23 protein-coding genes and 1 tRNA gene are annotated in these 24,854 nt (G+C 41.6%); 4 read left to right on the top strand and 20 right to left on the bottom strand.

Features of this window, described 5'->3' with window-relative positions; all coding sequences use genetic code 11:
• From RB215_RS04520 to RB215_RS04500, 5 genes are read right to left on the bottom strand one after another with little or no spacing between them, the layout of a single operon-like run.
• Nucleotides 1–1,176 (bottom strand): lipid-transfer protein, encoded by a 1,176-nt coding sequence (locus RB215_RS04520; protein WP_011327580.1) that lies wholly within the window; start codon nucleotides 1,174–1,176, stop codon nucleotides 1–3.
• A gap of 17 nt (nucleotides 1,177–1,193) precedes the next feature.
• Nucleotides 1,194–1,604 carry a MaoC family dehydratase gene (locus tag RB215_RS04515; RefSeq protein ID WP_231617931.1) on the bottom strand — a complete coding sequence of 137 codons (411 nt, stop codon included), beginning with the start codon at nucleotides 1,602–1,604 and terminating at the stop codon, nucleotides 1,194–1,196.
• Nucleotides 1,585–2,718 (bottom strand): acyl-CoA dehydrogenase family protein, encoded by a 1,134-nt coding sequence (locus RB215_RS04510; protein WP_309216944.1) that lies wholly within the window; start codon nucleotides 2,716–2,718, stop codon nucleotides 1,585–1,587. Before RB215_RS04510 ends, RB215_RS04515 begins: the two co-directional genes overlap by 20 nt.
• Nucleotides 2,718–3,704 carry an OB-fold domain-containing protein gene (locus RB215_RS04505; protein WP_197181902.1) on the bottom strand — a complete coding sequence of 329 codons (987 nt, stop codon included), beginning with the start codon at nucleotides 3,702–3,704 and terminating at the stop codon, nucleotides 2,718–2,720. Before RB215_RS04505 ends, RB215_RS04510 begins: the two co-directional genes overlap by 1 nt.
• Before the next feature lie 55 nt (nucleotides 3,705–3,759).
• Nucleotides 3,760–4,542 (bottom strand): SDR family oxidoreductase, encoded by a 783-nt coding sequence (locus RB215_RS04500; RefSeq protein WP_011327576.1) that lies wholly within the window; start codon nucleotides 4,540–4,542, stop codon nucleotides 3,760–3,762.
• A 161-nt stretch (nucleotides 4,543–4,703) separates the two neighbouring features.
• Between RB215_RS04500 and RB215_RS04495 the strand changes: the two genes are divergently transcribed.
• Nucleotides 4,704–5,489 (top strand): enoyl-CoA hydratase, encoded by a 786-nt coding sequence (locus RB215_RS04495; protein ID WP_011327575.1) that lies wholly within the window; start codon nucleotides 4,704–4,706, stop codon nucleotides 5,487–5,489.
• A gap of 126 nt (nucleotides 5,490–5,615) precedes the next feature.
• On the opposite strand, the gene RB215_RS04490 is transcribed toward RB215_RS04495, so the two are convergent.
• The 5 genes from RB215_RS04490 to RB215_RS04470 form a co-directional block, all read right to left on the bottom strand.
• The gene (locus tag RB215_RS04490; RefSeq protein ID WP_011327574.1) at nucleotides 5,616–6,776 is read right to left on the bottom strand and encodes a helix-turn-helix transcriptional regulator; all 1,161 of its coding nucleotides are present in this window, start codon (nucleotides 6,774–6,776) and stop codon (nucleotides 5,616–5,618) included.
• Nucleotides 6,777–7,063: 287 nt separating this feature from the next.
• On the bottom strand, nucleotides 7,064–8,131 hold the full coding sequence (locus tag RB215_RS04485) for an alkene reductase (protein ID WP_011327573.1): 1,068 nt from the start codon (nucleotides 8,129–8,131) through the stop codon (nucleotides 7,064–7,066).
• Between the two features lie 9 nt (nucleotides 8,132–8,140).
• Nucleotides 8,141–8,911: an SDR family NAD(P)-dependent oxidoreductase gene (locus RB215_RS04480; RefSeq protein ID WP_306287381.1), complete on the bottom strand. Its 771-nt coding sequence runs from the start codon at nucleotides 8,909–8,911 to the stop codon at nucleotides 8,141–8,143.
• Between the two features lie 90 nt (nucleotides 8,912–9,001).
• The gene (locus tag RB215_RS04475; RefSeq protein WP_309216943.1) at nucleotides 9,002–10,072 is read right to left on the bottom strand and encodes a ferredoxin--NADP reductase; all 1,071 of its coding nucleotides are present in this window, start codon (nucleotides 10,070–10,072) and stop codon (nucleotides 9,002–9,004) included.
• A gap of 14 nt (nucleotides 10,073–10,086) precedes the next feature.
• Nucleotides 10,087–11,307 (bottom strand): acyl-CoA dehydrogenase family protein, encoded by a 1,221-nt coding sequence (locus RB215_RS04470; protein WP_309216941.1) that lies wholly within the window; start codon nucleotides 11,305–11,307, stop codon nucleotides 10,087–10,089.
• A gap of 528 nt (nucleotides 11,308–11,835) precedes the next feature.
• Here RB215_RS04470 and RB215_RS04465 point away from each other — a divergent pair.
• Nucleotides 11,836–14,193, top strand: a complete 2,358-nt coding sequence (locus RB215_RS04465) for a TonB-dependent receptor (protein ID WP_089367904.1) — start codon at nucleotides 11,836–11,838, stop codon at nucleotides 14,191–14,193.
• 226 nt (nucleotides 14,194–14,419) lie between these two features.
• On the opposite strand, the gene RB215_RS04460 is transcribed toward RB215_RS04465, so the two are convergent.
• The 8 genes from RB215_RS04460 to rlmE form a co-directional block, all read right to left on the bottom strand.
• The gene (locus RB215_RS04460; protein ID WP_309216940.1) at nucleotides 14,420–15,217 is read right to left on the bottom strand and encodes an SDR family oxidoreductase; all 798 of its coding nucleotides are present in this window, start codon (nucleotides 15,215–15,217) and stop codon (nucleotides 14,420–14,422) included.
• A 245-nt stretch (nucleotides 15,218–15,462) separates the two neighbouring features.
• Nucleotides 15,463–15,547, bottom strand: a tRNA-Leu gene (locus RB215_RS04455).
• Between the two features lie 85 nt (nucleotides 15,548–15,632).
• A complete protein-coding gene (secG, locus tag RB215_RS04450; RefSeq protein ID WP_011327567.1) occupies nucleotides 15,633–15,986 on the bottom strand; it encodes a preprotein translocase subunit SecG in 354 nt (117 codons plus the stop codon).
• Nucleotides 15,987–16,736 carry a triose-phosphate isomerase gene (tpiA, locus tag RB215_RS04445; RefSeq protein ID WP_309216939.1) on the bottom strand — a complete coding sequence of 250 codons (750 nt, stop codon included), beginning with the start codon at nucleotides 16,734–16,736 and terminating at the stop codon, nucleotides 15,987–15,989.
• A gap of 72 nt (nucleotides 16,737–16,808) precedes the next feature.
• Nucleotides 16,809–18,158, bottom strand: coding sequence for a phosphoglucosamine mutase (gene glmM, locus RB215_RS04440; protein ID WP_011327565.1), 1,350 nt, complete (start codon nucleotides 18,156–18,158; stop codon nucleotides 16,809–16,811).
• Nucleotides 18,159–19,004, bottom strand: a complete 846-nt coding sequence (gene folP, locus RB215_RS04435) for a dihydropteroate synthase (protein ID WP_309216938.1) — start codon at nucleotides 19,002–19,004, stop codon at nucleotides 18,159–18,161.
• Between the two features lie 97 nt (nucleotides 19,005–19,101).
• A complete protein-coding gene (ftsH, locus tag RB215_RS04430) occupies nucleotides 19,102–21,039 on the bottom strand; it encodes an ATP-dependent zinc metalloprotease FtsH (RefSeq protein ID WP_041454669.1) in 1,938 nt (645 codons plus the stop codon).
• 66 nt (nucleotides 21,040–21,105) lie between these two features.
• A complete protein-coding gene (gene rlmE, locus RB215_RS04425; protein WP_011327562.1) occupies nucleotides 21,106–21,735 on the bottom strand; it encodes a 23S rRNA (uridine(2552)-2'-O)-methyltransferase RlmE in 630 nt (209 codons plus the stop codon).
• 88 nt (nucleotides 21,736–21,823) lie between these two features.
• Here rlmE and yhbY point away from each other — a divergent pair, with 88 nt between their 5' ends.
• The gene (gene yhbY, locus RB215_RS04420; RefSeq protein ID WP_011327561.1) at nucleotides 21,824–22,120 is read left to right on the top strand and encodes a ribosome assembly RNA-binding protein YhbY; all 297 of its coding nucleotides are present in this window, start codon (nucleotides 21,824–21,826) and stop codon (nucleotides 22,118–22,120) included.
• Between the two features lie 77 nt (nucleotides 22,121–22,197).
• Here the strand turns inward: yhbY and RB215_RS04415 are convergent, their stop codons facing one another.
• Together RB215_RS04415 and RB215_RS04410 are read right to left on the bottom strand one after the other, a co-directional pair.
• A complete protein-coding gene (locus RB215_RS04415; RefSeq protein WP_309216937.1) occupies nucleotides 22,198–22,719 on the bottom strand; it encodes a histidine phosphatase family protein in 522 nt (173 codons plus the stop codon).
• A 5-nt stretch (nucleotides 22,720–22,724) separates the two neighbouring features.
• Complete coding sequence (locus RB215_RS04410) at nucleotides 22,725–23,870, bottom strand: serine hydrolase (RefSeq protein WP_011327558.1); 1,146 nt, start codon at nucleotides 23,868–23,870, stop codon at nucleotides 22,725–22,727.
• A gap of 114 nt (nucleotides 23,871–23,984) precedes the next feature.
• Between RB215_RS04410 and RB215_RS04405 the strand changes: the two genes are divergently transcribed.
• Complete coding sequence (locus RB215_RS04405; protein ID WP_011327557.1) at nucleotides 23,985–24,803, top strand: hypothetical protein; 819 nt, start codon at nucleotides 23,985–23,987, stop codon at nucleotides 24,801–24,803.
• The last annotated feature ends 51 nt before the right edge of the window (nucleotides 24,804–24,854 follow it).

Here is a 24,854-nt window from a genome sequence, read left to right as displayed (position 1 = left end):
CTACTCTGCGCCTAAAATTAAGCCGCTGGTGGGTACACCAGTGCCTGCTGTAACGAGTACATTTTCAACATTATCAACTTGGTTTACTGCTGTTCCACGCACTTGTCGTACTGCTTCGGCCACACCATTCATACCATGGATATAGGCTTCACCTAATTGTCCTCCGTGGGTATTAATAGGTAACTTACCACCACGTTGATGATGACCTGCGCGAATAAACTCTTTTGCTTTACCACGTTCCACAAACCCAAACTCTTCAAGTTGTGGTAATACAAATGGGGTAAAGTGATCGTAAATAATCGCAGTTTGAAAATCATCTGGCCCTAGGCCCGATTGTGCATAAAGCTCTTTTGCTACTATGCCCATTTCGGGTAAACCGGTAATGTCGTCGCGATAATACGAGGTCATACTTTGCTGACCTTCGGCAATACCTTGCGAACCGGCTTTAATTACTACAGGTTTATTTTTTAGCGTTTTTGCACGCTCAACACTGGTAATAATCATTGCCACCGCACCATCAGATTCTTGACAACAATCAAGTAAATGTAGCGGTTCACAAATCCACTTAGACGCTTGGTGATCGGCCAAAGTAATTGGTTTTTCGTAAAAGAATGCCGCAGGGTTAGTTGCTGCGAAGTCACGTGCGGCAACCGCAACAAGACCAAAATCTTCTGATGTAGCGCCATACTCATGCATATAACGCTGTGCAAACATACCCACCCAACTTGCAGGTGTATGAAAACCGTGGGGCATGTAATAACCGTAATTCACATTTTCAAAAATAGGGGTTGATGAAAAGCCATAATCGCCAGTACCAAAACGATACCAAGAACGCTCGTTCATCGCCCGATACACCACTACGGTTTTAGCCACACCACTGGCCACAGCCATTGCCGCATGCACTATAGGTGCGCACGCTGCGCCGCCGCCATGAGGTATTTGTGAAAAAAACTTAACTTCTTTACAGCCTAATAAACGCGCAATTTCGTACTCTGGTACTTTATCAACTGAATAACTACTAAAGCCATCCACTTCACTGGGATCAATTCCCGCATCTTTTAAAGCTGCTAATGTTGCCTCCATGGCTAAACGTAATTCAGTACGCCCTGAATTTTTAGAAAACTCTGTGGCCCCCAGACCTACAATGGCAGCTTTACCACTAATTGACTCACTCATCTTGTCTCTCCTAAATTTTATGGCAATACCAATTGCACGGTACCTGTAACATGCATGCCGTATTTATTTTTGCCGGCTAAACCTACATCCACAGTGCGGGTTGTGGCATCGGTTGCGGTTACTTCGCCCATAAAGGTCATAACATCGCCTGGGTAATTAGGCATACCTAATTTAATATCAATATTTTTTAAGCGACTTTGTGGGCCGCTCCAGCCTTCTACATAGCTTTGCACTAAGCCATTAGTGGTTAAAATATTCATAAAAATATGTGGTGATCCCAGCGCAATAGCGGCATCTTTATCGTGATGGCCTGGAAAAAAATCACGCGTTGCTAAAGCCCCATTAGAGATAAGTGCCACGGTAATTGGAATCGCTTTTTCAGGTAGCTTGTCACCTACGTTTATGTCGTTAAATTGCATTGTTTTCATCAAGGTCATATTTCCACCCCAGCTTATTATTTTCGGTTAAGGCATCGCCAAGTTTTGCCAATAATGCGGGACTCCCGCCCAAGTTTAGGCTAATAGCCCGGCTCCAATAGAGGTATCGGTAGATAACGTAACTAACATCTACACCAAAACCGCCATGCACATGTTGCGCTTTGTGGCCAATAGAATGACCCGCTTCGCAGGCATGCCACGCTGTTGCTAACGCTTCGTGATCGCAGCCTAAGTTATTATCAAGGCGATAACACAACTGCCATACATTACTGCGTAATGCCTCAAGGGCAATTTTGGTATCGGCCATGGTCATTTGTACTGCTTGAAAGGTGCCTATAGCGCGACCAAACTGTTGGCGTTCACTAATATATTCAACGGTTTTTTTAATTTGCGCTTCACTAACACCTAACTGTAATGATGCCAAAGAGGCGAATATTCTTGGTACTAACCAGTCATTAGCTTTGCTATCGAGTAACGCCGCATTACTTACAAGCAGGTTATTTAGTTGTAAGTCTGCAACTTCTTCGCCTTGGGTCATCTGCCCTTTAACTAGGGTTAAACCTGGCGCTGTTGTTGCCACTAGTGCCCAGCGTGTTTGCTCATCAAGGGTTAGTGGTAGTAAAACAAAGTCAGCGAGTCCTGCAACTGCCACCGACTGCACTAAGCCATTAATACTTAAGCCGTCATGCGTTTTTTCTACGTTGAGCGTCGCTTCGCTGTGGGTATTTACTAAGTTAAATGCCAGCGTTAATAGGTTTGTGCCCTCAGCCGCAGCTTGTGCAACTGTTTGCAGCTGTGCACCCGCAAACTTTGCAATGGCAGTAGCCACCAGCTGATGACGCCACAAAGGAACTTGCCCTAACGCCCCGCCTTGCGCCTGTAATACTAAGCTCAGTTCGGTCATACCTAAATCAATCCCGCCTGTTGCTTCGGGAATAATTACCCCGTGCAGCCCGGTTTCTATACACGAGTTCCATAACTGCGTCATGGTGCCTTGGCCTGCTTCGTCATAGTCACGCAGAAAGTCATCGGTACAGGTATCGGTAAATAAGCTATTGGCCATTTCTGCAATGGCTGATTGCTCTTCGCTTAAATTAAAATCCATTACGACTCCTTAGTTGGAACAAGTCTAAATTGTGGCAAGGTCAGCTCACCATCAAATGTGTGATATTCGACTTGCACTTTTTGGCCAATTTTAGGAGCTACACCTTCTTCAACTCCGATTAAGCCTGCTGGAATACGTACGCCTTCTTCAAGCTCAATCAAACCAATAGGATTTGGGCTATCAAATGGGGCTACATGTGGGTAGTGCATTATCACAAATGAATACAGCTCACCCTTACCACTAGCTACTTGGTAATCAAGTTCAAACGAATGGCAATGCATGCACACAGGTGCTGGTGGGTGTTGTAATTTGTCGCAGCTTATACAATGTTGAATACGCAGCTCTTGCTCGCCAAATCCTTCCCAAAAGAAGCGATTATCGTCGCTGACCCCAGGCTTAGGACGCTTTCTAGCTGGTGCTTCTTTAGCGGGCGCTGTTTGCTCAGGCCTTTGCGCTGGTTTAAATTTAATGACTCTAAACATCATGTCGCCTACTTTTTCGTCGGCTTCACCATTGGTTTTTTCTGAGAAATAAGTCATTTTTAACGTAACAAAAAAGCCGGTGCCCAGTGCGGTAGTTTTTTCTTCACTGATGCTATCGAGTACTGTGGTGTAATAAAGCTTTTCACCCATAGTAATGTAGCGATCAAACGTTAGGTTAGAATTAACTGCCACGACCGCTGGGTAGCCATTTTTTTCAAGTATTTCGAGTACGCCATACGGGTTTTCGGTAGTTGAACCTGGTGCTAAAATTTTGTCACCAAAGCCCGCTAAACACCAACTTTGTAACATTGCTGGTGGTGCTACTAGTTGCCCATACTCGGTTGTTGCCGCGTAGTCTGCATCGGTGTAAAGTGGGTTTTCTACCCCCATAATTTCACACCACTGACGTACCATAGCTTCATTAACCTTGTCCCACGCATAGATACGACCATATTGTCGCCCTATCATCGCTTCTATTTCTGCAAACCATTCATATTTAGCCAATGTTCGTCTCCTGCATTTATCAAGATAAATTCTAAAAATTAAAATTATTAATTATTTAGTTAGTTTCGCTAGCACTAAGAAAAGCGGGCATTTCACCGCCGCCATTTAGCAGTAAATTACAGCCACTTGCATAACTTGCTTCTGCTGAAGCTAAAAACAAACAAGCGTTAGCAATATCATCTGGTTGCGCCATACGCCCTGCTGGAATTGTTGCGCTTACTGCGGCAATTCCGGCCTCATCACCGTAATGTAGGTGTGAGTTTTCGGTATGTACTAACCCTGGGCTTACCGCCACAACACGCACTTTAGGTGCCCACTCTACTGCAAGTGATTTTACTAAAGATAAAATACCCGCTTTAGCAGCGCCATAAGCCGCCGTACCTGGTGAAGCTCGCATGGCACTAATACTGCCTATAAAAATAATGCAGCCACTGTTATTTGCTTGCATTATTTCGTTTGCTTGCTGTGCTACGTTTAACGGTGCAATTAAATTAAGCTTAAGAATAGCCTCATGAAAACGAGGAGATGCTTTATCGGCCAAAGCAAATGGACTGCCGCCCGCATTATTAATGAGTACATCAAGCGTGCCATATTCTTTTACTATGGTGCTAAACATGGCTGCAGTACTATCAATATCTTTCACATCTGCTTGAATAAAGTGTGCCTGACGAGTTTTTCCATCAAGGATTACCTGTGGTAGCTGCTCTACTTGTTCACGACCACACACTACTACTTTAGCGCCTGCCGACAAGAAACCTTGTGCTATACCAAGGCCAATGCCTTTAGTACCGCCGGTTATGAGTACCACTTTATCTTTATAGTTTTTACTCGCATGCATAATTAAGCCTTGTCATAAAATAATTCCATAAAAACAGTGTACAGGCAGTATTAGATAACCAGCTTCGTCTAAATGGACGATGCTGTGTTTAGCGACAACAAGTGACAATAACAACATAGAAATTTTACTGTGCGTTGCCTAGCAATGTTTTGGAGTAATGAATGACAGATACAAACGAGCCTAGCGTTTTACTAAGTTTCCCTGAGCCTGGCGTGGCCGAGTTAACGTTAAACCGACCCAGTGCCACCAATGCATTAAGCTTAGAGCTGCAAACATTACTATCTAAGTACTTTACTGAGCTGGCAAACAATAAAGACATTCGCTGTATTTTATTAACCGGTGGCGACAAAGTATTTGCTGCAGGCGGCGACATTACTAGCTTAATAGATGCAGACCCAATTGAGATTTACCAGCGCCATACAGAACGCCTATGGGCACCTATTGAGCAATGCCCAATTCCTGTAGTTGCTGCAGTAAATGGCTACGCGTATGGCGGTGGCTGTGAACTGGCCATGTTGGCCGACATTATTATTGCCGGTAAAGGCGCAAGTTTTTGTCAGCCCGAAATAGCCATTGGCATTATGCCAGGTATTGGTGGCACGCAGCGTTTAGTACGTGCAGTAGGTAAAGCTAAAGCAATGCAAATGGCGCTTACAGGCAAGCCTATTAGTGCTTACGATGCTTGGGTAGGCGGACTGGTAAGTGAGCTGTGCGAAGATGACGATGTATATAAACAGGCACTAGCAAATTGTCGTCGCATAGCACGTATGCCTCCGCTAGCGGCAGAGCAAATAAAAGAAGTTATTTTAGCAGGAATGGACGCTCCACTTGCCAGTGCTATGGCGCTGGAGCGCAAAGCAAATGCGTTATTATTTGCATCAAAAGATCAACGTGAAGGTATGGAGGCGTTTTTACAAAAACGCCATCCTGTATTTAGCGGAAAGTAAGGGTAATAGTCATTAATTTAAATTAATTAACACTCCCCTTTGTTAATTTTAGCCAGCATTTAGCTGGCTTTTTTTTGCCTACTTATTTTTACTTTAAGGTAAGGCAGGAATCGTTTGTAATAAAGTTTACAAGCTATTTCTGTCGTCGTAGCCCAGCGCAGCGACACTATTTAAAAACAATCTAACTAACTCTGTTTGCCTGCGTACACCGGTTTTAGAAAATATAGAACGTAAGTGAGCACGCGCTGTGTTACGGCGAATATTTAGCTCTTCAGCAGCTTCTTCTAACGATAAACCATTAGTTAACTGCAGTGATAGCGCAGTTTCTGCCGGCGTTAAACCAAATAGCTTTTTCGATATTTCAATACTGGTGGTCGATTTACCTACCGCATCGCGAATGTAAATTACGGCCTTGTTTTGCCCTTTACCTTCAGCCCAACCTAATGAGGGAATAACTTCAATTACTACACCAAGAGCTATTTCGCCTGATGGACGAGTAATCGACATTGCCTCTGGCATAGTTTGCTTGCCATCAGCATTAGCAAACGTTGCTTTAATTAAGCGTTTCAACTCGCGATTATCACTGTTATCTTGCGCGGTTAGTTTACCGCCAATTATTTTAAGCCCGTCTTCGGCGTCGAGTATATGGCTAGCAAATACGTTTTTATCGAGTACTTTACCATGCTCGTCAATAGTAATAGTAGCAATAGACAAACGACCAATAGCACGAGAATATAACGAGCCTAAAGAGGCACTACTATTGAGTTGTAAAAAGGTAGTAATTGCGCGTCTAAAATGCGGGATAAGTAACTCTACAAACGCTTTATCAGCTTGAGAAAAATCTTCTTGTGCATCGGTTCGCGTAACCCTAAACCTTAAATGACCAACATTAGGAGTACTAATATCGGCAGTGAGTACATGATAAATGTTATTTTTTTCGCACCAGTGTTCCCTATATGATGAATTTTTCCATTCGTTTTCATCCATAAAATCCGCAACAGTTAACACTGTATCAAGTGGTTGATCAGCAAAAGGGGTTAATTTATATTGATAGGGTAAATGCTGAACGGTGTCCCCTTCTTCTAAACCTTCACCTACTGCGATCATTAATCCTAAATCGTCTTCCTCGGGAACTTTTAATATTAAGGTGACATAGTTTGCTTGAAGTATGCTTTGGATTAGCTTAAGAGGGATATTCCAACTTGAAGAACTGGTATCTGCCGACGCTTCGTATAATGCATTTATTAATTCATTATATGCATCGAGACTTATATCTAATTGTGCCATTTTTCAACCTATAGTTATTTTTTTTGATTAAAACTTGAAAATAAAACAAAAAAATAAGCATGCTATATTATTAATTTATACTGCTATTTAATATTTCACTTACTTCACTATCACCGTTATTAGCAAGGTTTGCAAGTGACTCCTTGATTATCATTTAGTCTAATTAGAGTAATATTAATCTATTTTAACGATTAAGTTTATTGTATGAAAACTATGACAAATGATGAAATGAAGCTATTGAGTGTTGCAGCACATATTATGTTGCAACACTCAATAACAGTACTTTATTATGCGTTTGGATAATCGGTGTAGCCTGCCGCACCTGGGGTATAAAGTGTTTCACGTTTAAACTTTGCCAGCGGTAATTGCGCTGCAAAACGAGTTACTAAATCAGGGTTAGCAACATAGTGACGAGCAAATGAAACCGCTTCTGCTTGATTTGAAGTAACCGCCTCAGCAGCAGACTCCCCATCAAAGCCATCATTAATGATCAGAGCGCCTTTAAATGCTTCTCTGCCCATTTTAAAGGCGTCGATATCGGCTGTCGGCGCACGCATAATATGCAAATAAGCAAGATCTAAATCGGCCACCGCATGCAGCAAGGCCAAATGACTTTCTGCTGGGTTTTCATCTTTGGTATCGTTAAAGCGGTTTCCCGGATTCATCCGCAAACCAACTCGCCCTGCGCCAAATACCGTCGCCATAGCTCGTATACATTCACTGGCAAATTTAGCGCGTGCTTGAGCGCTACCACCAAACTCGTCGTTGCGTTGGTTTGAATCAGAACACAAAAATTGCATAGGTAAGTAGCCACTGGTGCAATGCAGTTCAACACCATCAAAACCAGCTTCTTTTGCATTTTCGGCAGCTTGGCGATGCTCATCTATTACTTGCCACACTTGCTCTGTAGTTAAGGCCTCAGGCATATCAAATGGCTGCATACCCGCACTGTCGGTATACACTTCGCCACGAGCTTTTATTGCTGAAGGAGCAACAGTAGCTACATCATTACCTTTAATATGGTGCGAGCCAATACGCCCTGCATGCATAATTTGCAGCACTATTTTACCGCCCGCCTGATGTACTGCATCGGTTACCTCGCGCCATGCTTGAATTTGCTTTGGCGTTTCTATTCCCGGTTGGCGATTATACGCTTGCCCTGTAACAACAGGCCACGAGCCTTCAGCTACAATCAGCCCAGCACTTGCTCGCTGTGCATAATAGTCACGCATTATGCTATTAGGTGTACCATCTGCATCAGCGCGATTACGCGTCATTGGCGCCATTATTACTCGGTTTGCTATTTCTATATCACCCAATTTGCATGGGGTTAATAGTGGGTTATTTGTGGTCATACAATGTCCTTAATCTAAAGCGGTTACCAATACTGCTGCGCGGCCACCATCAACAGGTAAAGAAGCCCCTGTTATATAAGATGCGTCATCGCTGGCTAAAAAGACAATTGCACTGGCTAACTCATCGGCGCGGCCAACACGACCCATAGGAATAAGCCTGTTGGTATTATTTAGCATACCCTCGTCACTTAACATACCTGCCGTAGCCGGGGTTTCTACTACTGCGGGTACTACCACATTAACGCGAATGTTATGCGCTGCACCTTCTGCCGCAGCCGCACGTGAAAAATTAACTACCGCCGCTTTAGAGGCGCTATATCCGGCCATCATCGGCGTACCTAATTCACCACAAATAGATGAAATATTAACAATAGCACCGCCTTTTTCTTTCATTAATTGCATTGCCGTTCGGGTGCCCCAAAATGTACCATCGACCGAGGTTGTAAAGTTGCTATGCCACTGTTCGGTGCTCATATCTTCAATTGCCCCATACGTAAAGGCCATGGCATTATTAACTAAAATATCGAGGCTGCCATATTGCTGCGCCGTTTGCTCAAGTGCTGTAACAAATGCTTGCTCGTTGCTTACATCGGCTTGTACTGCATGAGCGTTACCGCCTTGCTGGCGAATAGTCGCTACTACTTCGTCTAATGGTGCTTTATTGCGACCACAAATAATTACTGTGGCGCCCTCTTGTGCAAGTCGCTGTGCAGTAGCTGCACCAATTCCGCTGCCACCACCTGTTACGAAAGCGACTTTATCTTTAAAACGAGATTGCATGAGAAATTCCTTATATCGGAAACGTGCAAACAATGTTGCACTGAGTGAATGAGTGATAACGCGTTGCGTTACTGATATTAATATTAAGTGTTAGGTATATTTGAGCTTAAGCTCACTGGTTAAAGGCACTGCTTGGCAACTTAGCGTTAAGTTGTTTGCTAAATCTTTTTCATCGAGCACATCATTATTATTAAGTTTTACTTGCCCTGACACCACTTCACACATACACGAGGCACACATGCCCTCGCGACAAGAGTAGGGTAATTCAATACCTATTTTTTCAGCTGCATCAAGCACGGTTTGTCCGCTCTCACAAGCAATAACATAATGTTCGCCATCAAGTTCAAGCTTTATTGTTGCCGCTGGCATATTTGCTTCATCAACAACAAGTTCTGCGATATTGTCTTGAATCGGTGTTTTTAATGAATTGGCTGGTACCGGTTTTGTTGTAATTTTTGGCGCTGCACTAGAAAAGCGTTCAATATGGATACGACTAGCAGGAAATTTAGCGGCTTTAACGGCCAATTCCATTGCATCCATAAATGGCCCAGGGCCACAAATAAAAGCACGTCCTTGTTGCATACCATCGGCTAACGAAGTTAACAGTGATAATGAAGGAATGCCTTGTAACGAATCTAATAAATGAATCACTTCAAGACGCTCTGGGTACTGCGCCGATAATGCCTTAAATGTTTGCTGAAATATAACCGAGGCTTCATCGCGATTAGCGTATATAACCCGCACCTTTCCGGTGCCATTAATTAACACATGTCGCAAAATAGACAGCACAGGAGTAACACCACTGCCCCCTGCACATAACAAATGATCTTCCGCTAAATCTTTTGGCACAAACAGCCCAGCAGGTTGCATCACTTCTATGTTGCTACCCGCTTTAAGATTATCGCAAATCCAGTTTGAACCTCGCCCGTCTGCTACACGCTTAACCGTGACACGTAATCCTGTATCTTGGCTTGGCGTGCTCGACATAGAGTAACAACGCATCAAAAACGCCCCTTCATAAGGGAGTTTAAGGGTCAAAAATTGACCCGGCTGATAGTCAAATTGCTCGGTTAACGATGCTGGTACGTCAAATACAATTGAGTTCGCATCAGCGGTTTCTTGTATTACTTCAGCAATAGTTAAATTATGATAACGAGACATAGCGACTCCCTAGCTTATACAAAAGGATCTGAGTTAGGTAAACCTAGCATTACAGTGCCATGTGCACGCATGTAAGTATCTGTATTGTTAGCAATATGACCACGAGACTGATTTATATCGCGAAAAATTCGCTCAATCGGATTACCTTTATAAGTTCCCGACGCTGCACAAGCGCGCATAATCTCGTTAATTCTTTCACTACACTGTTTAGGCACAGCTGCTGATTGCGCGCGCTGTAGTAAACGGTCATTAACTGGCATCATTTCGCCATTTTGAGTATGCTTTACCACTTCTGCAAAATTACGAAACAACACCAACTTCAACTGATCGCTGGTCATTATTGCTTCGGTTACTGCCATTTGCGCATTCACGTCTTCTGCAGTTTTACCACCGTGTTTACCCACATGTTCAGCGCAGCGATGACGAAATTCAGTAACAGCACCATCCAGTGCACCAATACACGCGGTAGATACAGCACGCTGAAATATCTGCACAAATGGGATACGGTATAACCAGTTATCATTAATCGCGCGCCCTTTACAAGCTGCGTCGCTGTAGTCATTAGTTTGGTGGGTGCGATACTCAGGAACAAATGCCCCTTCAACCACAATATCGTGACTACCAGAAGCGCGTAGTCCAAGTACATCCCAGTTTTTTACCACTTTAAAATCAGATTTAGGTAATAAGAATGTTCTATGTTCAAGCTCTTTACTGCCTGGTGATTTAGGCACTAAACCACCTAAAAATATCCATTCACAGTGCTCTACACCGCTTGAAAAACCCCAACGGCCTGAAAAGTTAAAACCACCTTTCACTTTTTCTACTTTGCCCACTGGCATATAAGTAGAAGCAATCAATATCTCTGGGTTTTCAGCAAGTACTTCTATTTGTGCCCTTTCATCAAACAAGCCAATTTGCCAGTTATGTACGCCAATAACACCATAAATCCAAGCGGTAGACATACAGCCTTGCGCTAGCGTCATTTGAATAATATAAAATACTCTAGGGTCAAGCTCATATCCGCCCCAGCGTTTAGGTTGTAAAACACGGAACAAACCTGCTGCAATCATTTCTTTTATTGTTTCATCAGGTACTTTACCAGCAGTTTCTGCAGCTTGGGCGCGCTCAAGTAAGTTAGGAACCAACTTCTCTGCCGCTGCGATGAGACGATTAGCTTCTGGTGTAAGAAAATCATCTGAGATACCTGTAATATCAATTTTATATGGAACACTCATGGTTGTTATCCTTCATAGAATTAGCGCGCAATTGCACTGGTTAAACTCACCAACTTGCTTAACACCAGATTTTCACACTAGCCACTATCTCTCATCGTCAATATGGACTAAGCAAAAAAACTTCTCATTCCATGCAATAATTAACAGCGCTATTAAGCAACCCACATAATAAAGAATAACATTTCCCAACTCAGTGATATCACTTTAAATTCAATAACTTAACCAAAGGAAGGGGGTTGAAATATGGGTGTAAAACTCAAGTGAACAAATACGGCAACGGGCACTAACTTATATAACGCTTATAAAACAACACCAAAGTAGCAGTTTGTTTACCTCTTATTTATACATAGTCCAAATGCGTGATGCTCAACAGATCACTTATCGCTACTTTCAAACCGCAGTGTAAAAAAAGTACAACAAAATAGCGGTTAGGCATTTCCTCTTTGATAAGCTTTACTCAATGAGGGTTGCAGTAGTTAGTGAATGCCTATCGCTGAAATAAATATAAAAAATCATCGAGGAAGTGTAATGAATTTAAATGACAATAGGTTTGCATCAAATCTCACTATAAAACCGTTAGCGTTTGCTATTGCATGCGCTGTATCTGGTCAGGCATTTGCAGCGCAAGAACCAGAGCAGGCCGAAGCTAAACAGACCGCAGTTAAAGGCATTGAGCGTGTTTCGGTAACAGCCCAAAAACGTATTAGCACATTACAAGAAACGCCTATCGCCATTACCGCTTTTAACGCTGAAGCAATAGAAAACCTGGGTATTGAAGATATCAGTGATGTTAATGCGCAAGCACCCAACGTCAAAATTTTTCCTCCATATGGTAGTACCTTTAACGTTGGCATGGATATTCGCGGCCTAGGGACATCTGAACCTTCATTAGCGATTGACCCTAAAGTAGGTATTTATTTAGATGGCGTTTATTTAGCACGTAACTCTGGGGCTATTTTTAATATCGTTGATTTAGAGCGTATGGAAATACTACGTGGACCTCAAGGTACACTTTGGGGTAAAAATACAACCGGTGGTGCGCTTAACTTAGTCACTAGAAAACCATCAGATGACTTTCAATTTAAGCAAAAGGTTACTGTAGGCAATAACAGCTTACTTAGCTCAACCACATCAATTGATACCGGCGCAATTGGTAATTTTACCGCCAGACTTACGTATATGACCAGTGAGCATGATGGTTGGGCTACCAATACCTTTGCTGGTGCAAAAGAAAAAAACTTAGGTGCAGAAGATGTTGATGCACTGCGTGTTGCACTGCGTTATACCGGTGATGATTTTACCGTTAACTACAGCTATGACAATACTGATGGCAGTTCAGTAGCTATGCCTGTACAAATTAGCAATGTGCGCCCGCAATATACAGATCCAAATGTACCCACTATGGACCTATCTACGGGTAAGCTCTATGCCGGCAACGTATTTGCAATGATGGCCGCCAATGAGAAAGCGCCTGGCCGTCAAACCGAGTTTGAATTAGATCAACATGGCCGTGAGTATGTTGATATTGAAGGACACAACTTAACGTTTGAATGGGATTTTTCTGACAACCATACCTTTAAATCGATTAGCTCATTTCGCAGCTATGACTCAGATTTAAGCGAAGGTTACGATACCGATGGCGGTGCTTATTTTGCTCCAGCTTTAGATTTCAGTACTTCGCCACCAAGTGTTGACACCAGTGACGTGCTTGCTATTCCGGCGTTTCAATATACTAGCGTGAAATCACAAGAGCAAAAATCACAAGAATTTCAACTACTCGGTCAGTTTTTAGAAGGTGATTTAAAGTACGTAGCTGGGTATTATTACTTCAGTGAAGAAGGTGAAGAAAACAACCCGTGGAATATAGGTATTTTTACAGGCCAAGGCGCTAACGTATTATTCACCGGCTCACTACCATGGGGTAGCTTTTATAAAGTAAACGCTAAATCATCGGCGCTTTTTACCAATGTTGATTATAAATTAACGGACGAGTTAAATGTGGTTGCAGGGATACGCTATACAAAAGATACCAAATCTCTGACTAACGTAGCAAAGCATGATGCAATGTTAAGAAACGATTTACACTCTGAAACTGACTGGTCAAAAACAGTGGGATCACTGCTATTTAATTATGTAGTAGATCAAGATTTAACTATGTACGCTAGTATCTCACAAGGGTACGCTGCAGGGGTTTACAACCCAGGTTCTATCGACCGATTTGCTTATCTTAATCCAGCAAATATGGGCGAAGCAAACTATGAAGGAACACTAACACCTGCCGATCCTGAAGATACCACAGCGTATGAGGTTGGTGTTAAAGCAATGCTGCTGGATGACCGTTTAATGCTTAATACCGCAGTATTTTTAAATAATAACACTAATCTACAAAAAACCATTTTCGATGGCAGTATTCGTCGTTCACTTAATACTGGTGAGTCGAAAAATAAAGGGATCGAGATTGATGCTAAATTTGCTGCTACCGACAGCCTATTCTTTACCACCAGCCTTGGGTATTTAGATACGAAATACAGTGATATTACATTTACCGACAACACCTCTTATTCGGCATCTGTTGCAATGAATTGGACTATAGCCGAATTAGACTTTGGTAACTTAGCACTCAATACAAACTATGTGATGGTGGATGACTATCAATTTTCTGTATCTGACCCAAGCTTAGTGGGTGATAACTATGCGCTACTCAATGCACGCCTAACATTATCTAATATCAAGATAGGTGAGCGTTCAAACCTTAAAGTATCGCTTTGGGGGAAAAATATTACCGATGAAGAGTACATTGTATTTGGTTCGAACTTTAACTTCTTTGATGCGCAGGCATACGGTACGCCAAGAACCTATGGCATAGATGTTAGTTTTGAGTATTAATTAAATAATTATTATAGTGAAAAAAGGCCTTAATATTTATTAAGGCCTTTTTATTTGTGCTGCTATTGTTGCTACGAATACAGCTGTATTTGCACAGTAATGATCGTTGAGATAGGGTTAATACGCATAATTTGGTAGGTAGGATATAAAGTTATATTAATTATAACCTTGCTGTAATTGCGCTTAATTGACCTAGCACAAAGCAGCAAGATTATATGAGGTTCGATTATTTAGGTAGGTTTAACTCGCGCGCTAACTTTTGTGCGGAGATGGTACTGTACTGCAGCTCATCTGCTGCAGAGTTATCTGCAATCCATAACAATACATTACCTATTTCATCCGGTTCGGCTACAGCCTGCTGCAAGCCTTTAATACCCTGATCGCCAATAGTCGCTCTTAGCGTTTCAGTGTTAACAACTCCTGGGTTTACTGTAAAAGCGCGAATACCTTGATGACCATGTTCACGGCAAATAATACCCGACAGTCGCGACACTGCAGCCTTACCTGCACCGTATGCATAACCCCAGCCCCCTTTAGATGCAGGAATAGGCGGATCTTTTTCACCCGCTCCCGAGGTTATATTTATTATACAACCGCTTTGTTGCGCTAACATACTTGGTAAAACAGCTTGTGCTATTTGCACTGGCGCGCCTATGTAAGCTCTAGCAACTTTTTCAAGCGTTTGCTGCGTTACATCTAGTAAAGAAGCATTAAGGCCAGCCCCCTGATAAATAGCATTATTAACAACCACGTCAATTTTACCAAAGTGTTCAAACACCTGCTTTAGAGCACTAGCAACGGAGTTAAAATCAAGTAAATCCATTTTTAGCGCAATGACCTCACAACCTAATTGCTCCATCATTTGGGCTGTTTGTTTTAAACTCCCTTGCGTACTTTGCTGTGCTACCTCGCTATCTAATTCACGAGCTGTTATTGCTACTCGATAGCCTGCTTTTGCAAATGCGATGGCTGTTGCACGACCAATACCTCTACTTGCACCTGAAATAAACGCTACTTTTGACACAAATTATCTCCTATTTTTTATTTAACTTAGCATCAATTTAGCATTGCGGCATAGTTTAAATGGACCAAGGATTTTATTGTTATATGAAAATGCTACATAACTGATTACACAAGTAATAATGTGTGTTCTAAAAGCATCTGTTGTTAGATTAAATAAGTGATTTTGTGAGGAGATTTTGTGGTAATAAAGGTTAACGTTAGCTAAAAGCAAAAAACCCAGCAACGTTAGTTACTGGGTTTTAAATTTGGTGCGGATGGGGGGACTTGAACCCCCATGCCCTAAAGCACCACCCCCTCAAGGTGGCGTGTCTACCAATTCCACCACATCCGCATTTTTTAAGCTTGCGCTTAGGTGTTAAACTTTATGATTTATTTGAGGAGTATAAATCGTTTAACGTTTTAGCTTTTACGCTAAATTAATTTGGTACGTCAGAGCGTTGCTCTTTCGAAGATGTAACTGGCACATCTTCTTCAACAGGAATAACTGTTTCTAAAGCTGGTGCTGCTTCAAGGTTTTCCCATTCATCAGTCTTTTTAATATGACTTGCAGTAAGGTTGCCCAGTACTATGCTTAATATAAAAAACACAGAAGCTAAAACTGTCGTTGTTTTAGTCATAAAGTTACCTGCACCTGATGATCCGAAAACAGTTGACGAAGCACCCGCGCCAAATGAAGAACCCATATCGGCACCTTTACCTTGCTGGATTAAAACCATTCCAACAAGCGCTAAAGCTACAACTAAATAAACTACTAGTAAAATTTCGTACATTTATACGGTCCCTTTTGCACTGTTGCAGATAGCAGTAAATGAATCTGCTTTTAAACTTGCGCCACCAATTAGGCCGCCGTCTATATCTGTTTGTGCAAATAATAATTCGCTATTTTTTTCGTTAACGCTACCACCATATAAGATGGTTAGCCCTTGTGCTAAATCGCTGTTTAATGAAGCGATTTTGTCACGGATAAATTTATGAACGCTTTGTGCCTGTTCTGGCGATGCAGTCTTACCTGTGCCTATGGCCCAAACGGGTTCATATGCTATCACAGAATCTTTGAGTGCTGCTACACCTAATTTTTCAATTACTGCATCAATTTGTGCAGCAACTATTTGTTCTGTTTTACCGTTTTCTTGCTCACTTTCGCTCTCTCCAACACATAAAATTGGCGTTAAACCAACTTGTTGTGCGCGAGCAAATTTTGCAGCTACGACATCATTGCTTTCTTTGTATATACTACGGCGCTCTGAGTGACCTACTAATACATATTGGGCGCCCAACTCTTTAACAAGTTGTGCATCAACTTCACCGGTAAATGCACCGGGGGTATTTTCTGACACAGTTTGAGTTCCCGTTGAAACACCGCTGGCTATCATTGCTGACACTAACGGAAACGGAGGAAATAAAACAATGTCTATCTCGTTTGATTTAACATTGTTAATAGCATCAGACATTTGTTTAACCAGCTCTAAAGAGCCATTCATTTTCCAATTGCCTGCGACCATCGCCTTGCGTGCTGCCATTTTTCCACTCCACATGAGAAAGCGGTCGAGATATTAACTCGACTCGCCCAAAGTTACAAGAGGTTATTGTTATCAATCAGTTTGTTTGCTCATAGATTCAACAACCGCGGCTATTTTTTCTGCGCTGTCGATTACTAACTTCTCTTGTTCGGCCTCAACCATAACACGTACAACAGGTTCAGTGCCTGATTTACGTAGTAACACACGCCCCTTTTCACCTAAAGTTTGCTCAACCTCTGCTACTGCAGCTAATACTGCAGGCGCTTTTGTCGGATCTGTACCTGGGGTGTAACGTACGTTAATCATTTTCATTGGGTACTTAGTAAAACCAGTACCTAAGTCTTGTAATGTTTTATTTTGCGCAACCATAGCAGCTAGTACTTGCAAGCTTGAAATAATGCCATCGCCGGTGCTAATTAAATCAAGGTTTAATACATGGCCCGAGCTTTCGCCGCCAATAGTCCAGCCTTTTTGTTGTAGCAATTCCATTACATAACGGTCGCCTACTTTACTGCGTGCAAATTCAATACCTTTGGCTTTCAATGCATTTTCAAGGCCCATGTTTGACATAACAGTGCCAACAACACCACCACCTAAATTATCATCTTGCGCTGCTTGACAGGCAATAATATACACTAAGTCATCACCATCAAACACACGACCATTATGATCAACCATCATTACACGGTCGCCATCGCCATCATAGGCAATGCCCACATCTGCATTATGTTCAAGCACTTTACGTTTTAGGGTATCTACGTGAGTAGCGCCGCATTCATGGTTAATATTTACACCATTGGGCTCACACGCATGCGTGATTATATTTGCACCTAGTTCGCGCATAACTGATGGTGCAATATGGTAAGTTGCGCCATTGGCACAATCGAGTACAATTTTTAATCCTTCAAGCGACAAGCTTTGTGGAAATTGGCTTTTACAAAATTCGATATAACGACCATCAGCGCTAGTTAAGCGACTCGCTTTACCTAATTTATCTGACTCAACACAAGTCATTGGTTCATCAAGCATGGCTTCAATTTCAAGCTCTACTTTGTCATCAAGCTTTAAACCGCGACAGTTAAAAAACTTTATGCCGTTATCGTAATACGGATTGTGCGATGCACTAATTACTATGCCGGCCTCGGCTCTAAATGTTTGTGCTAAATAAGCAATCGCAGGGGTTGGCATAGGGCCCAGTAATACAACATCGATTCCTGCTGCAATTAACCCTGCTTGTAATGCGGTTTCTAACATATAGCCTGAAATGCGGGTATCTTTACCTATCATCACTTTTTTAGTGCCATTTTCTGATAGGACACGGCCCGCAGCCCAACCTAGTTTCATTGCAAACTCAGGATTTATAGGATGCTCACCCACGAGCCCGCGTACACCATCGGTGCCAAAATATTTTCTTTCTTTCATTTAAAGTACTCCTTGTTTGCAGGCTTGTAGTACGTTAAGTACATCTGCGGTTTCTTTTACGTCGTGTACACGAATAATATGCGCACCATTTTGTGCTGCGATTAATGCGCCCGCTAAACTGCCGGCCAATCGCTCATTTGTATTTCTATTTAATAAGTTGCCAATCATCGACTTACGCGATAATCCCGCTAATAACGGTAAACCAAACTGAGTAAAGTCATTAAACTGCGCCAGTAGTTGGTAATTGTGGCTGAGTGTTTTACCAAAACCAAAGCCAGGATCAAGAATAAGTTGTGTTTGCTTAATCCCCGCTGTTTTACACGCAGCAATACGCTGACTAAAAAACTGTTTTATATCTGTAAATAAATCATCATAGTGCGGCGCTGCCTGCATGCTGCGAGGTTGGCCTTGCATATGCATTAAACACACCGCAACATCAGGAAACTGCGCCACTACGTTCAGTGCGTCGCTTTCTTGTAATGCACGTACGTCATTAACAATATCGGCCCCAGCTAAAATAGCTTGGTGCATTACTTGTGCTTTACTGGTATCAATAGATATAACGCAATCACTGTTTTCACGAATTGCTTTAATCGCTGGTATTACACGTGCTAATTCATCCTCAAGGCTCACATCAGGAGCACCTGGGCGAGTCGACTCTCCGCCAATATCTATAATTTGCGCCCCGTCGTCTAACAATTGCAGCGCACGCTGCAGCGCAATATCAGGGTCTATAAACTGCCCGCCATCTGAAAAAGAATCGGGAGTAACATTAAGTATTCCCATAATTACTGGATTTGCCAAACTTAGTGTACGTTTGCGAGGCAAGTTTAGTAAATTATTCATGATGACCTTTTTTGTTTGAATTAGCTGAAGTTTATTTTATACGTTTGATACAAAAAAGCCCCGAGGTTCGGGGCTTTTAGTTTAGCTATTTTAACGATTATTCAGCTTTGTCATCAAGGTTTGTTTCATCTTTTTTAGCTTCATCAGTTGGTTTTTGATCTTCATCAACTAATTTTTCTGCTGAAACATCTTCTTTAACTGGCTTTTTTTCATGGCGGTCATGCGCATCGCGTGGTTCACGAACTTCTTGGCGCGCCATTAAATCATCTATTTGCTTAGCATCAATCGTTTCGTACTTCATCAGCGCATCTTTCATTGCGTGTAGAATATCGATATTTTCTTTTAATATCGCTTCTGCTCGCTGATAGTTACGATCTGACAATAAACGTACTTCGCTATCGATAATTTTAGCTGTTTCGTCCGATATACTCATAGAGCGGCCACCGCCCATGTACATATCGTTTTGATCTTCTGCGTAAAGTAGTGGTCCAAGTTTTTCACTTAAACCCCAGTGCGTTACCATTTTACGGGCAATATCACTCGCTCGTTCAATATCGTTACTAGCACCTGTGGTTACTTTATCTGCACCATAAATAAGTGCTTCTGCGATACGTCCGCCATACAGGCTTGAGATCATCGACTCTAGCAATTCTTTAGAATGGCTTACACGGTCTTGTTCAGGCAAGTACATAGTTACACCTAGCGCACGGCCACGTGGAATTATAGATACTTTATAAACAGGATCATGCTCTGGCACCATACGACCAACAATAGCATGGCCAGCTTCGTGGTACGCTGTCATGGCTTTTTCTTGCTCGCTCATCACCATGGTTTTGCGCTCAGCGCCCATCATGATTTTATCTTTAGCAGCGTCAAACTCAGCCATACTAACAACACGTTTATTACCGCGTGCCGCATAGAGTGCAGCTTCGTTTACTAGGTTTGCTAAATCAGCACCTGAAAAACCCGGTGTACCGCGTGCAATTAAAGCTGCTTCAACGTTGTCGCCTAATGGCACTTTACGCATATGTACTTTAAGTATTTGCTCACGACCACGAATATCAGGTAAGCCAACTTCAACTTGGCGGTCAAAACGACCCGGACGAAGTAAGGCTGGATCTAATACGTCTGGGCGGTTAGTTGCAGCAATAACGATAATACCTTCGTTACCACCAAAACCATCCATTTCTACTAGCATTTGGTTTAGCGTTTGCTCACGTTCGTCGTTACCGCCGCCCATACCAGCACCACGTTTACGACCTACAGCATCTATTTCATCAATAAAGATAATACAGGGTGATGCTTTTTTAGCTTGCTCGAACATATCTCGTACGCGAGATGCGCCCACACCAACAAACATTTCAACAAAGTCCGAACCAGAAATAGTAAAGAACGGCACTTTTGCTTCACCAGCAACGGCTTTAGCAAGTAACGTTTTACCTGTACCAGGAGGACCAACCATCAACACGCCTTTAGGAATGCTGCCACCTAATTTTTGGAATTTTGATGGGTCGCGTAAAAAATCTACCAATTCTGATACATCTTCTTTTGCTTCATCACAGCCAGCAACATCGGCGAAAGTGGTTTTAATTTGATCTTCGCTCATTAAGCGCGCTTTGCTCTTACCAAACGACATTGCGCCTTTACCGCCACCGCCTTGCATTTGACGCATGAAAAATATCCACACACCAATAAGCAGTATCATTGGGAACCAAGAAATAAATATACTTGCTAAAAATGACTGCTCTTCAGGTTTAACCCCTTTCACATTGACGTTACTTTTTAACAAATCATTTAAAATGTCTTTGTCGTAAATAGGCATAATCGTTTGAAAACGTTCGCCACTGGTTTTAGTACCTGTAATTGTGCCACTGGTACTTTCAATTGCCACTTCTTGTATAGAGCCACTGCGGGCATCTTTAACAAATTGACTATAACTTGTTTGACGATCTACTTGATCGCCGCCATTAAAGCTCTGAAATACTGACATCAGCACAACTGCAATAACCAGCCAGAGTATTAGATTTTTTGCCATATCGCTCAAGGGGTTAACCTCTTGTATCCAATTAATTTAAATTCAACTAAACGCCCAACAACTGTACTACAGTTTATATCCAGTCGCTACTATATATACTTCCCGTGAACGGGCGCGCGAGGCATCTGGTTTACGTATCTTCACTGTTTTAAAACTATTACGTACATCTTGCAAGAACTGATCAAAGCCTTCACCTTGGAATACTTTAACAATAAATGCACCATTTTTCTTTAATACTTGATTACACATATCCAGTGCAAGCTCGACCAAATACATGCTACCAGCTTGATCAACTGAATTGTTACCACTCATATTTGGTGCCATGTCAGAGAGTACCACATCAACATTTTTGCCATCAATACGTTTTAACAATGCACTTAACACTGCTTCTTCACGAAAGTCGCCTTGTAAAAAGTCAACACCCGCTAATGAATCCATAGGGAGGATATCGCACGCTATAACTTGTCCTTTATCTCCTACTTTTTCTGCCAAGTATTGTGACCAACTACCCGGTGCAGCCCCTAAATCAACAACAGTCATTGCTGGGCGGAGTAACTTGTCTCTACTTTGGACCTCATCTAATTTAAAAACAGCTCGAGAACGCCAACCTTTTTTTTGCGCCTCTTGAACATATTTATCATCAAAATGTTCTTTCAGCCATCGCTGTGAACTGGCTGACTGTTTTTTATTTGTCATAAATTAACACGCAACTAATTAGTAATATTCTTTAGATGGCGGTAGAATACCCTTAATTCAAGCCATATTCAGCAAAATTTGTATAAACATGACATTATCAAACAAACAAAAGCAGTTTTTAAAAGGTCAGGCACATAGCCTCAAGCCTGTAGTTTTACTAGGTTCTAACGGTTTAACCGAAGGCGTAGTAGTAGAAATTCAAAGCGCATTAGAAATTCACGAATTAATTAAAGTGAAGGTTCCAACTGATGATCGCGAAACTAAAGCGCTCATTTTTGAAGCAATTGTGCGTGAAACTGGTGCAACTAAATTACAATCAATTGGTCACACTATTGTGCTTTACCGCCAAAGTGAAGAGAAAAAAATTAAATTACCGCGTGGCTAAACACCTACTTGTAGGATTTACCCGGTAATATAAAAAAACCAGCACCCGCTGGTTTTTTATTATCTGTCACTTTTAAATTAATGATTAAAATCCATAGTGAGTTCACTGACCCTATATTGTGGTGCATCTTTTGGGGCTTTATCGCGTATTTTATCTAGTATGTAATAGCGCGAAAACTCATCTTCAGACATAGCACTCACCGTACCTTTTGAAAGCAGTGCCGTAAGTTCAGGCGTGGTATTACTGTGTCCTACAACAATTACAACACCCTGTAATTTTAGTAGTTTACTTTCAAGTGAAGCTAAATCAGCTGCATCATACATTTTTACTGTAGTGCTTAAGTAAGCAGCCATTGGCGCTGCTGTTTGTAATGTACGCTTATAATTGCTGCTAAATAGCTGCACGTTTTTATGTTGTTTTATTAACTGTACCAAATACTGTGCACGTTGTGCGCCAAGCACTGTAAGCGACGGGTTTTTACCGGCTTGTTTTTCACTGTGGCGAAATAAATAAATCTTATCTGGGGCGGCAAATACAAATTGGCTATTAAACACCATAACCAGTAGCGCCAAGATTAAAAGCCTTTTATCTTTAATCATGATTTTTAGCCTCGCTTATATTTAAGCACTCTATTTATAAACTCTGTTGTAAGTTCATTTATCACCCCAGTTTCGGCATTTATTATTAAGCTAAAACCCACATTTAAATGAGGAAAAACCACTAAATCGGTGCGATAGCCTTGCACCCAACCACTATGGTAATAAAGGGTTTCATCATCGTAGTTATATACTCGCCAACCTAGCCCATAAAAAGCCTCACTAAGATGACCTTTCCATACTCGTCGGTATTGCTCTTTTTTGGTATGCGTATAGGGACGTGTTTGTACCGCTAATGCATCGAGCGATAATACATTTGGGTACTGACCTAATTGCGCCTTTAGCCATATTGCCATATCGGCAGCACTGGCATTTATGCCTGCAGCGGGGGCTACTTTATAATAATTTTTTTTCAGCTTAGCGCTATACCAACGTTTTTTCCCTCTTACATGTGGAAATGCGTAGTTTTTATCTTGCACCATAGCGTCGTAGCCTAAACTAGTGTCATGCATTTTTAAGGGCGTAAAAATAGCGTCATTTAGCCACTGAGAGTAACTTTTATGAGTACTCCTTAAAATTACATCGTCAATTAAACTAAACATCACATTTTGATAGCCATAACACTGCCCAGGATCGCATATGGGCGCTACCGTAAGTAGCTTTTCAACAATATCTGGATAACTCATTCGTGATTCAATTAGGTTATCGTAGGCGTTGGGAACTAGGCCACTAGAGTGACTTAAAATATGATAAACCTTTAAATTATCTTTGTAGTCGGTGTTAGCAAATTCAGGAATATAGTCGCTAATAGGCTGGTATAAATCTATTTCCCCTTCACTTGCAAGCTTAGCAGCTAACGATCCTGCAAAGGTTTTAGACACCGATGCTAATCTAAAACGTGTATGTTGATTAACCCTTTGAGAGCTACCCACTTTGGTAAAGCCCATGGTATGAATATAATCACTCGACTGCATATTAACAATCGATAAAGCCGCGCCAGGTATACCTTTTCGTTTAAGCTTTTTTTCTGCGTAACGCCCATATTTTTTTACAAATGCAGGCCAATCTGGATCTACATTTGCAGCAACCTCTGAGTGGGTTATTAAAATACAAAAGGCGAGCAGGTAATAAATCGAGTAATTAAGGTACTTCATCGGTGGCTGTTTTTTCTTTTTTTAATTGCTTCTATGCATATAATATCATGAACTTTTGTCAAGACTAACGTACAATATGTTGATTATTGGCCTTTTACTGAGTGTGAAGTATTTATGCGTTTTTTAGTTGTACCACTTTTTATATTATTTTCATCGGGTTGCGCTATAACCACAACAACAAATCAGCCTGCTGAGCCATTGGCAATGCCCTTAAAGCCAATGTTAAAAAGTCAGACATACCAACTGGAGTATGAGGCACAACACACCTCGCCTAAAGTAAAGTCAGTGCAATTACCAGCTCATAAAGTAATGAAAAACCAAACGGTTAAAATTGTTACCGACAGAGTAAGTGTAACCGACACTTTACTGGCGCAAATAAGCCAAGCGCTCAATGACAAACAACTAAAAGTAACTACTAAAAACGATAGTGATTACACACTTGCTATTCATCAAGTTGATCTGTCGTTTACCGATGATAGTAAATACACGTTAAATCAGCCCAAACAACCTTATGCTCTATACTCTAAAGTTGCACAGCAATTTCCAACCCAGCAATGTGCAACTATTTTAGCGCAAGTTAGCATGCGCTTAACGCATAAAGCCTCTGGTGATGTTGTTTGGTTTGCAAAATCATCTTTAGATAGCACTAGCTTTCATCGTGAATCACTGATTTATAGCTTTACCGAAGAGCAAAAAATCACTAATGAACTTGAAGTAGTCGCCTTTGTCCACCAGCAAAATACCGAACAAGCACGTTTAGCACGCGCCGAGGCAAATACAAAGGTAACTATTCCTAAATATAATACAATGAGCAAGCTTAGCACACTGACTAAAGTGCAAGGCCCGTGTACTCGCACAGAAATAAGTGCTTTAGCACCAATGATGCAGTTTTATTTAAGCAGTATATTAATCGACAAAATTAAAGTGATATAAGCGTAAGTTAAACACTACATTTTTTTACAGGTTTAAAGGAACGTTTAACAA

This window comes from Pseudoalteromonas sp. HL-AS2 (genome assembly GCF_031198805.1).
Classification (GTDB): Bacteria; Pseudomonadota; Gammaproteobacteria; order Enterobacterales; family Alteromonadaceae; genus Pseudoalteromonas; species Pseudoalteromonas nigrifaciens.
Note: the sequence above shows the minus strand (reverse complement) of the source record. Positions and strands in the feature narration are given on the sequence as shown.

What these genes read in the sequence shown, in the direction of transcription:
- RB215_RS04415 (WP_309216937.1), bottom strand. Translation starts at nt 22,719, where the DNA reads ATGATTAAAGATAAAAGGCTTTTAATCTTGGCGCTACTGGTTATGGTG.
- RB215_RS04470 (WP_309216941.1), bottom strand. Translation starts at nt 11,307, where the DNA reads ATGAGTGTTCCATATAAAATTGATATTACAGGTATCTCAGATGATTTT.
- yhbY (WP_011327561.1), top strand. Translation starts at nt 21,824, where the DNA reads ATGACATTATCAAACAAACAAAAGCAGTTTTTAAAAGGTCAGGCACAT.
- glmM (WP_011327565.1), bottom strand. Translation starts at nt 18,158, where the DNA reads ATGAAAGAAAGAAAATATTTTGGCACCGATGGTGTACGCGGGCTCGTG.
- RB215_RS04480 (WP_306287381.1), bottom strand. Translation starts at nt 8,911, where the DNA reads ATGCAATCTCGTTTTAAAGATAAAGTCGCTTTCGTAACAGGTGGTGGC.
- rlmE (WP_011327562.1), bottom strand. Translation starts at nt 21,735, where the DNA reads ATGACAAATAAAAAACAGTCAGCCAGTTCACAGCGATGGCTGAAAGAA.
- RB215_RS04410 (WP_011327558.1), bottom strand. Translation starts at nt 23,870, where the DNA reads ATGAAGTACCTTAATTACTCGATTTATTACCTGCTCGCCTTTTGTATT.
- RB215_RS04490 (WP_011327574.1), bottom strand. Translation starts at nt 6,776, where the DNA reads ATGGCACAATTAGATATAAGTCTCGATGCATATAATGAATTAATAAAT.
- RB215_RS04515 (WP_231617931.1), bottom strand. Translation starts at nt 1,604, where the DNA reads ATGAAAACAATGCAATTTAACGACATAAACGTAGGTGACAAGCTACCT.
- RB215_RS04485 (WP_011327573.1), bottom strand. Translation starts at nt 8,131, where the DNA reads ATGACCACAAATAACCCACTATTAACCCCATGCAAATTGGGTGATATA.
- RB215_RS04520 (WP_011327580.1), bottom strand. Translation starts at nt 1,176, where the DNA reads ATGAGTGAGTCAATTAGTGGTAAAGCTGCCATTGTAGGTCTGGGGGCC.
- RB215_RS04405 (WP_011327557.1), top strand. Translation starts at nt 23,985, where the DNA reads ATGCGTTTTTTAGTTGTACCACTTTTTATATTATTTTCATCGGGTTGC.
- RB215_RS04510 (WP_309216944.1), bottom strand. Translation starts at nt 2,718, where the DNA reads ATGGATTTTAATTTAAGCGAAGAGCAATCAGCCATTGCAGAAATGGCC.
- RB215_RS04500 (WP_011327576.1), bottom strand. Translation starts at nt 4,542, where the DNA reads ATGCATGCGAGTAAAAACTATAAAGATAAAGTGGTACTCATAACCGGC.
- folP (WP_309216938.1), bottom strand. Translation starts at nt 19,004, where the DNA reads ATGAATAATTTACTAAACTTGCCTCGCAAACGTACACTAAGTTTGGCA.
- RB215_RS04475 (WP_309216943.1), bottom strand. Translation starts at nt 10,072, where the DNA reads ATGTCTCGTTATCATAATTTAACTATTGCTGAAGTAATACAAGAAACC.
- RB215_RS04465 (WP_089367904.1), top strand. Translation starts at nt 11,836, where the DNA reads ATGAATTTAAATGACAATAGGTTTGCATCAAATCTCACTATAAAACCG.
- secG (WP_011327567.1), bottom strand. Translation starts at nt 15,986, where the DNA reads ATGTACGAAATTTTACTAGTAGTTTATTTAGTTGTAGCTTTAGCGCTT.
- RB215_RS04495 (WP_011327575.1), top strand. Translation starts at nt 4,704, where the DNA reads ATGACAGATACAAACGAGCCTAGCGTTTTACTAAGTTTCCCTGAGCCT.
- tpiA (WP_309216939.1), bottom strand. Translation starts at nt 16,736, where the DNA reads ATGGCAGCACGCAAGGCGATGGTCGCAGGCAATTGGAAAATGAATGGC.
- ftsH (WP_041454669.1), bottom strand. Translation starts at nt 21,039, where the DNA reads ATGGCAAAAAATCTAATACTCTGGCTGGTTATTGCAGTTGTGCTGATG.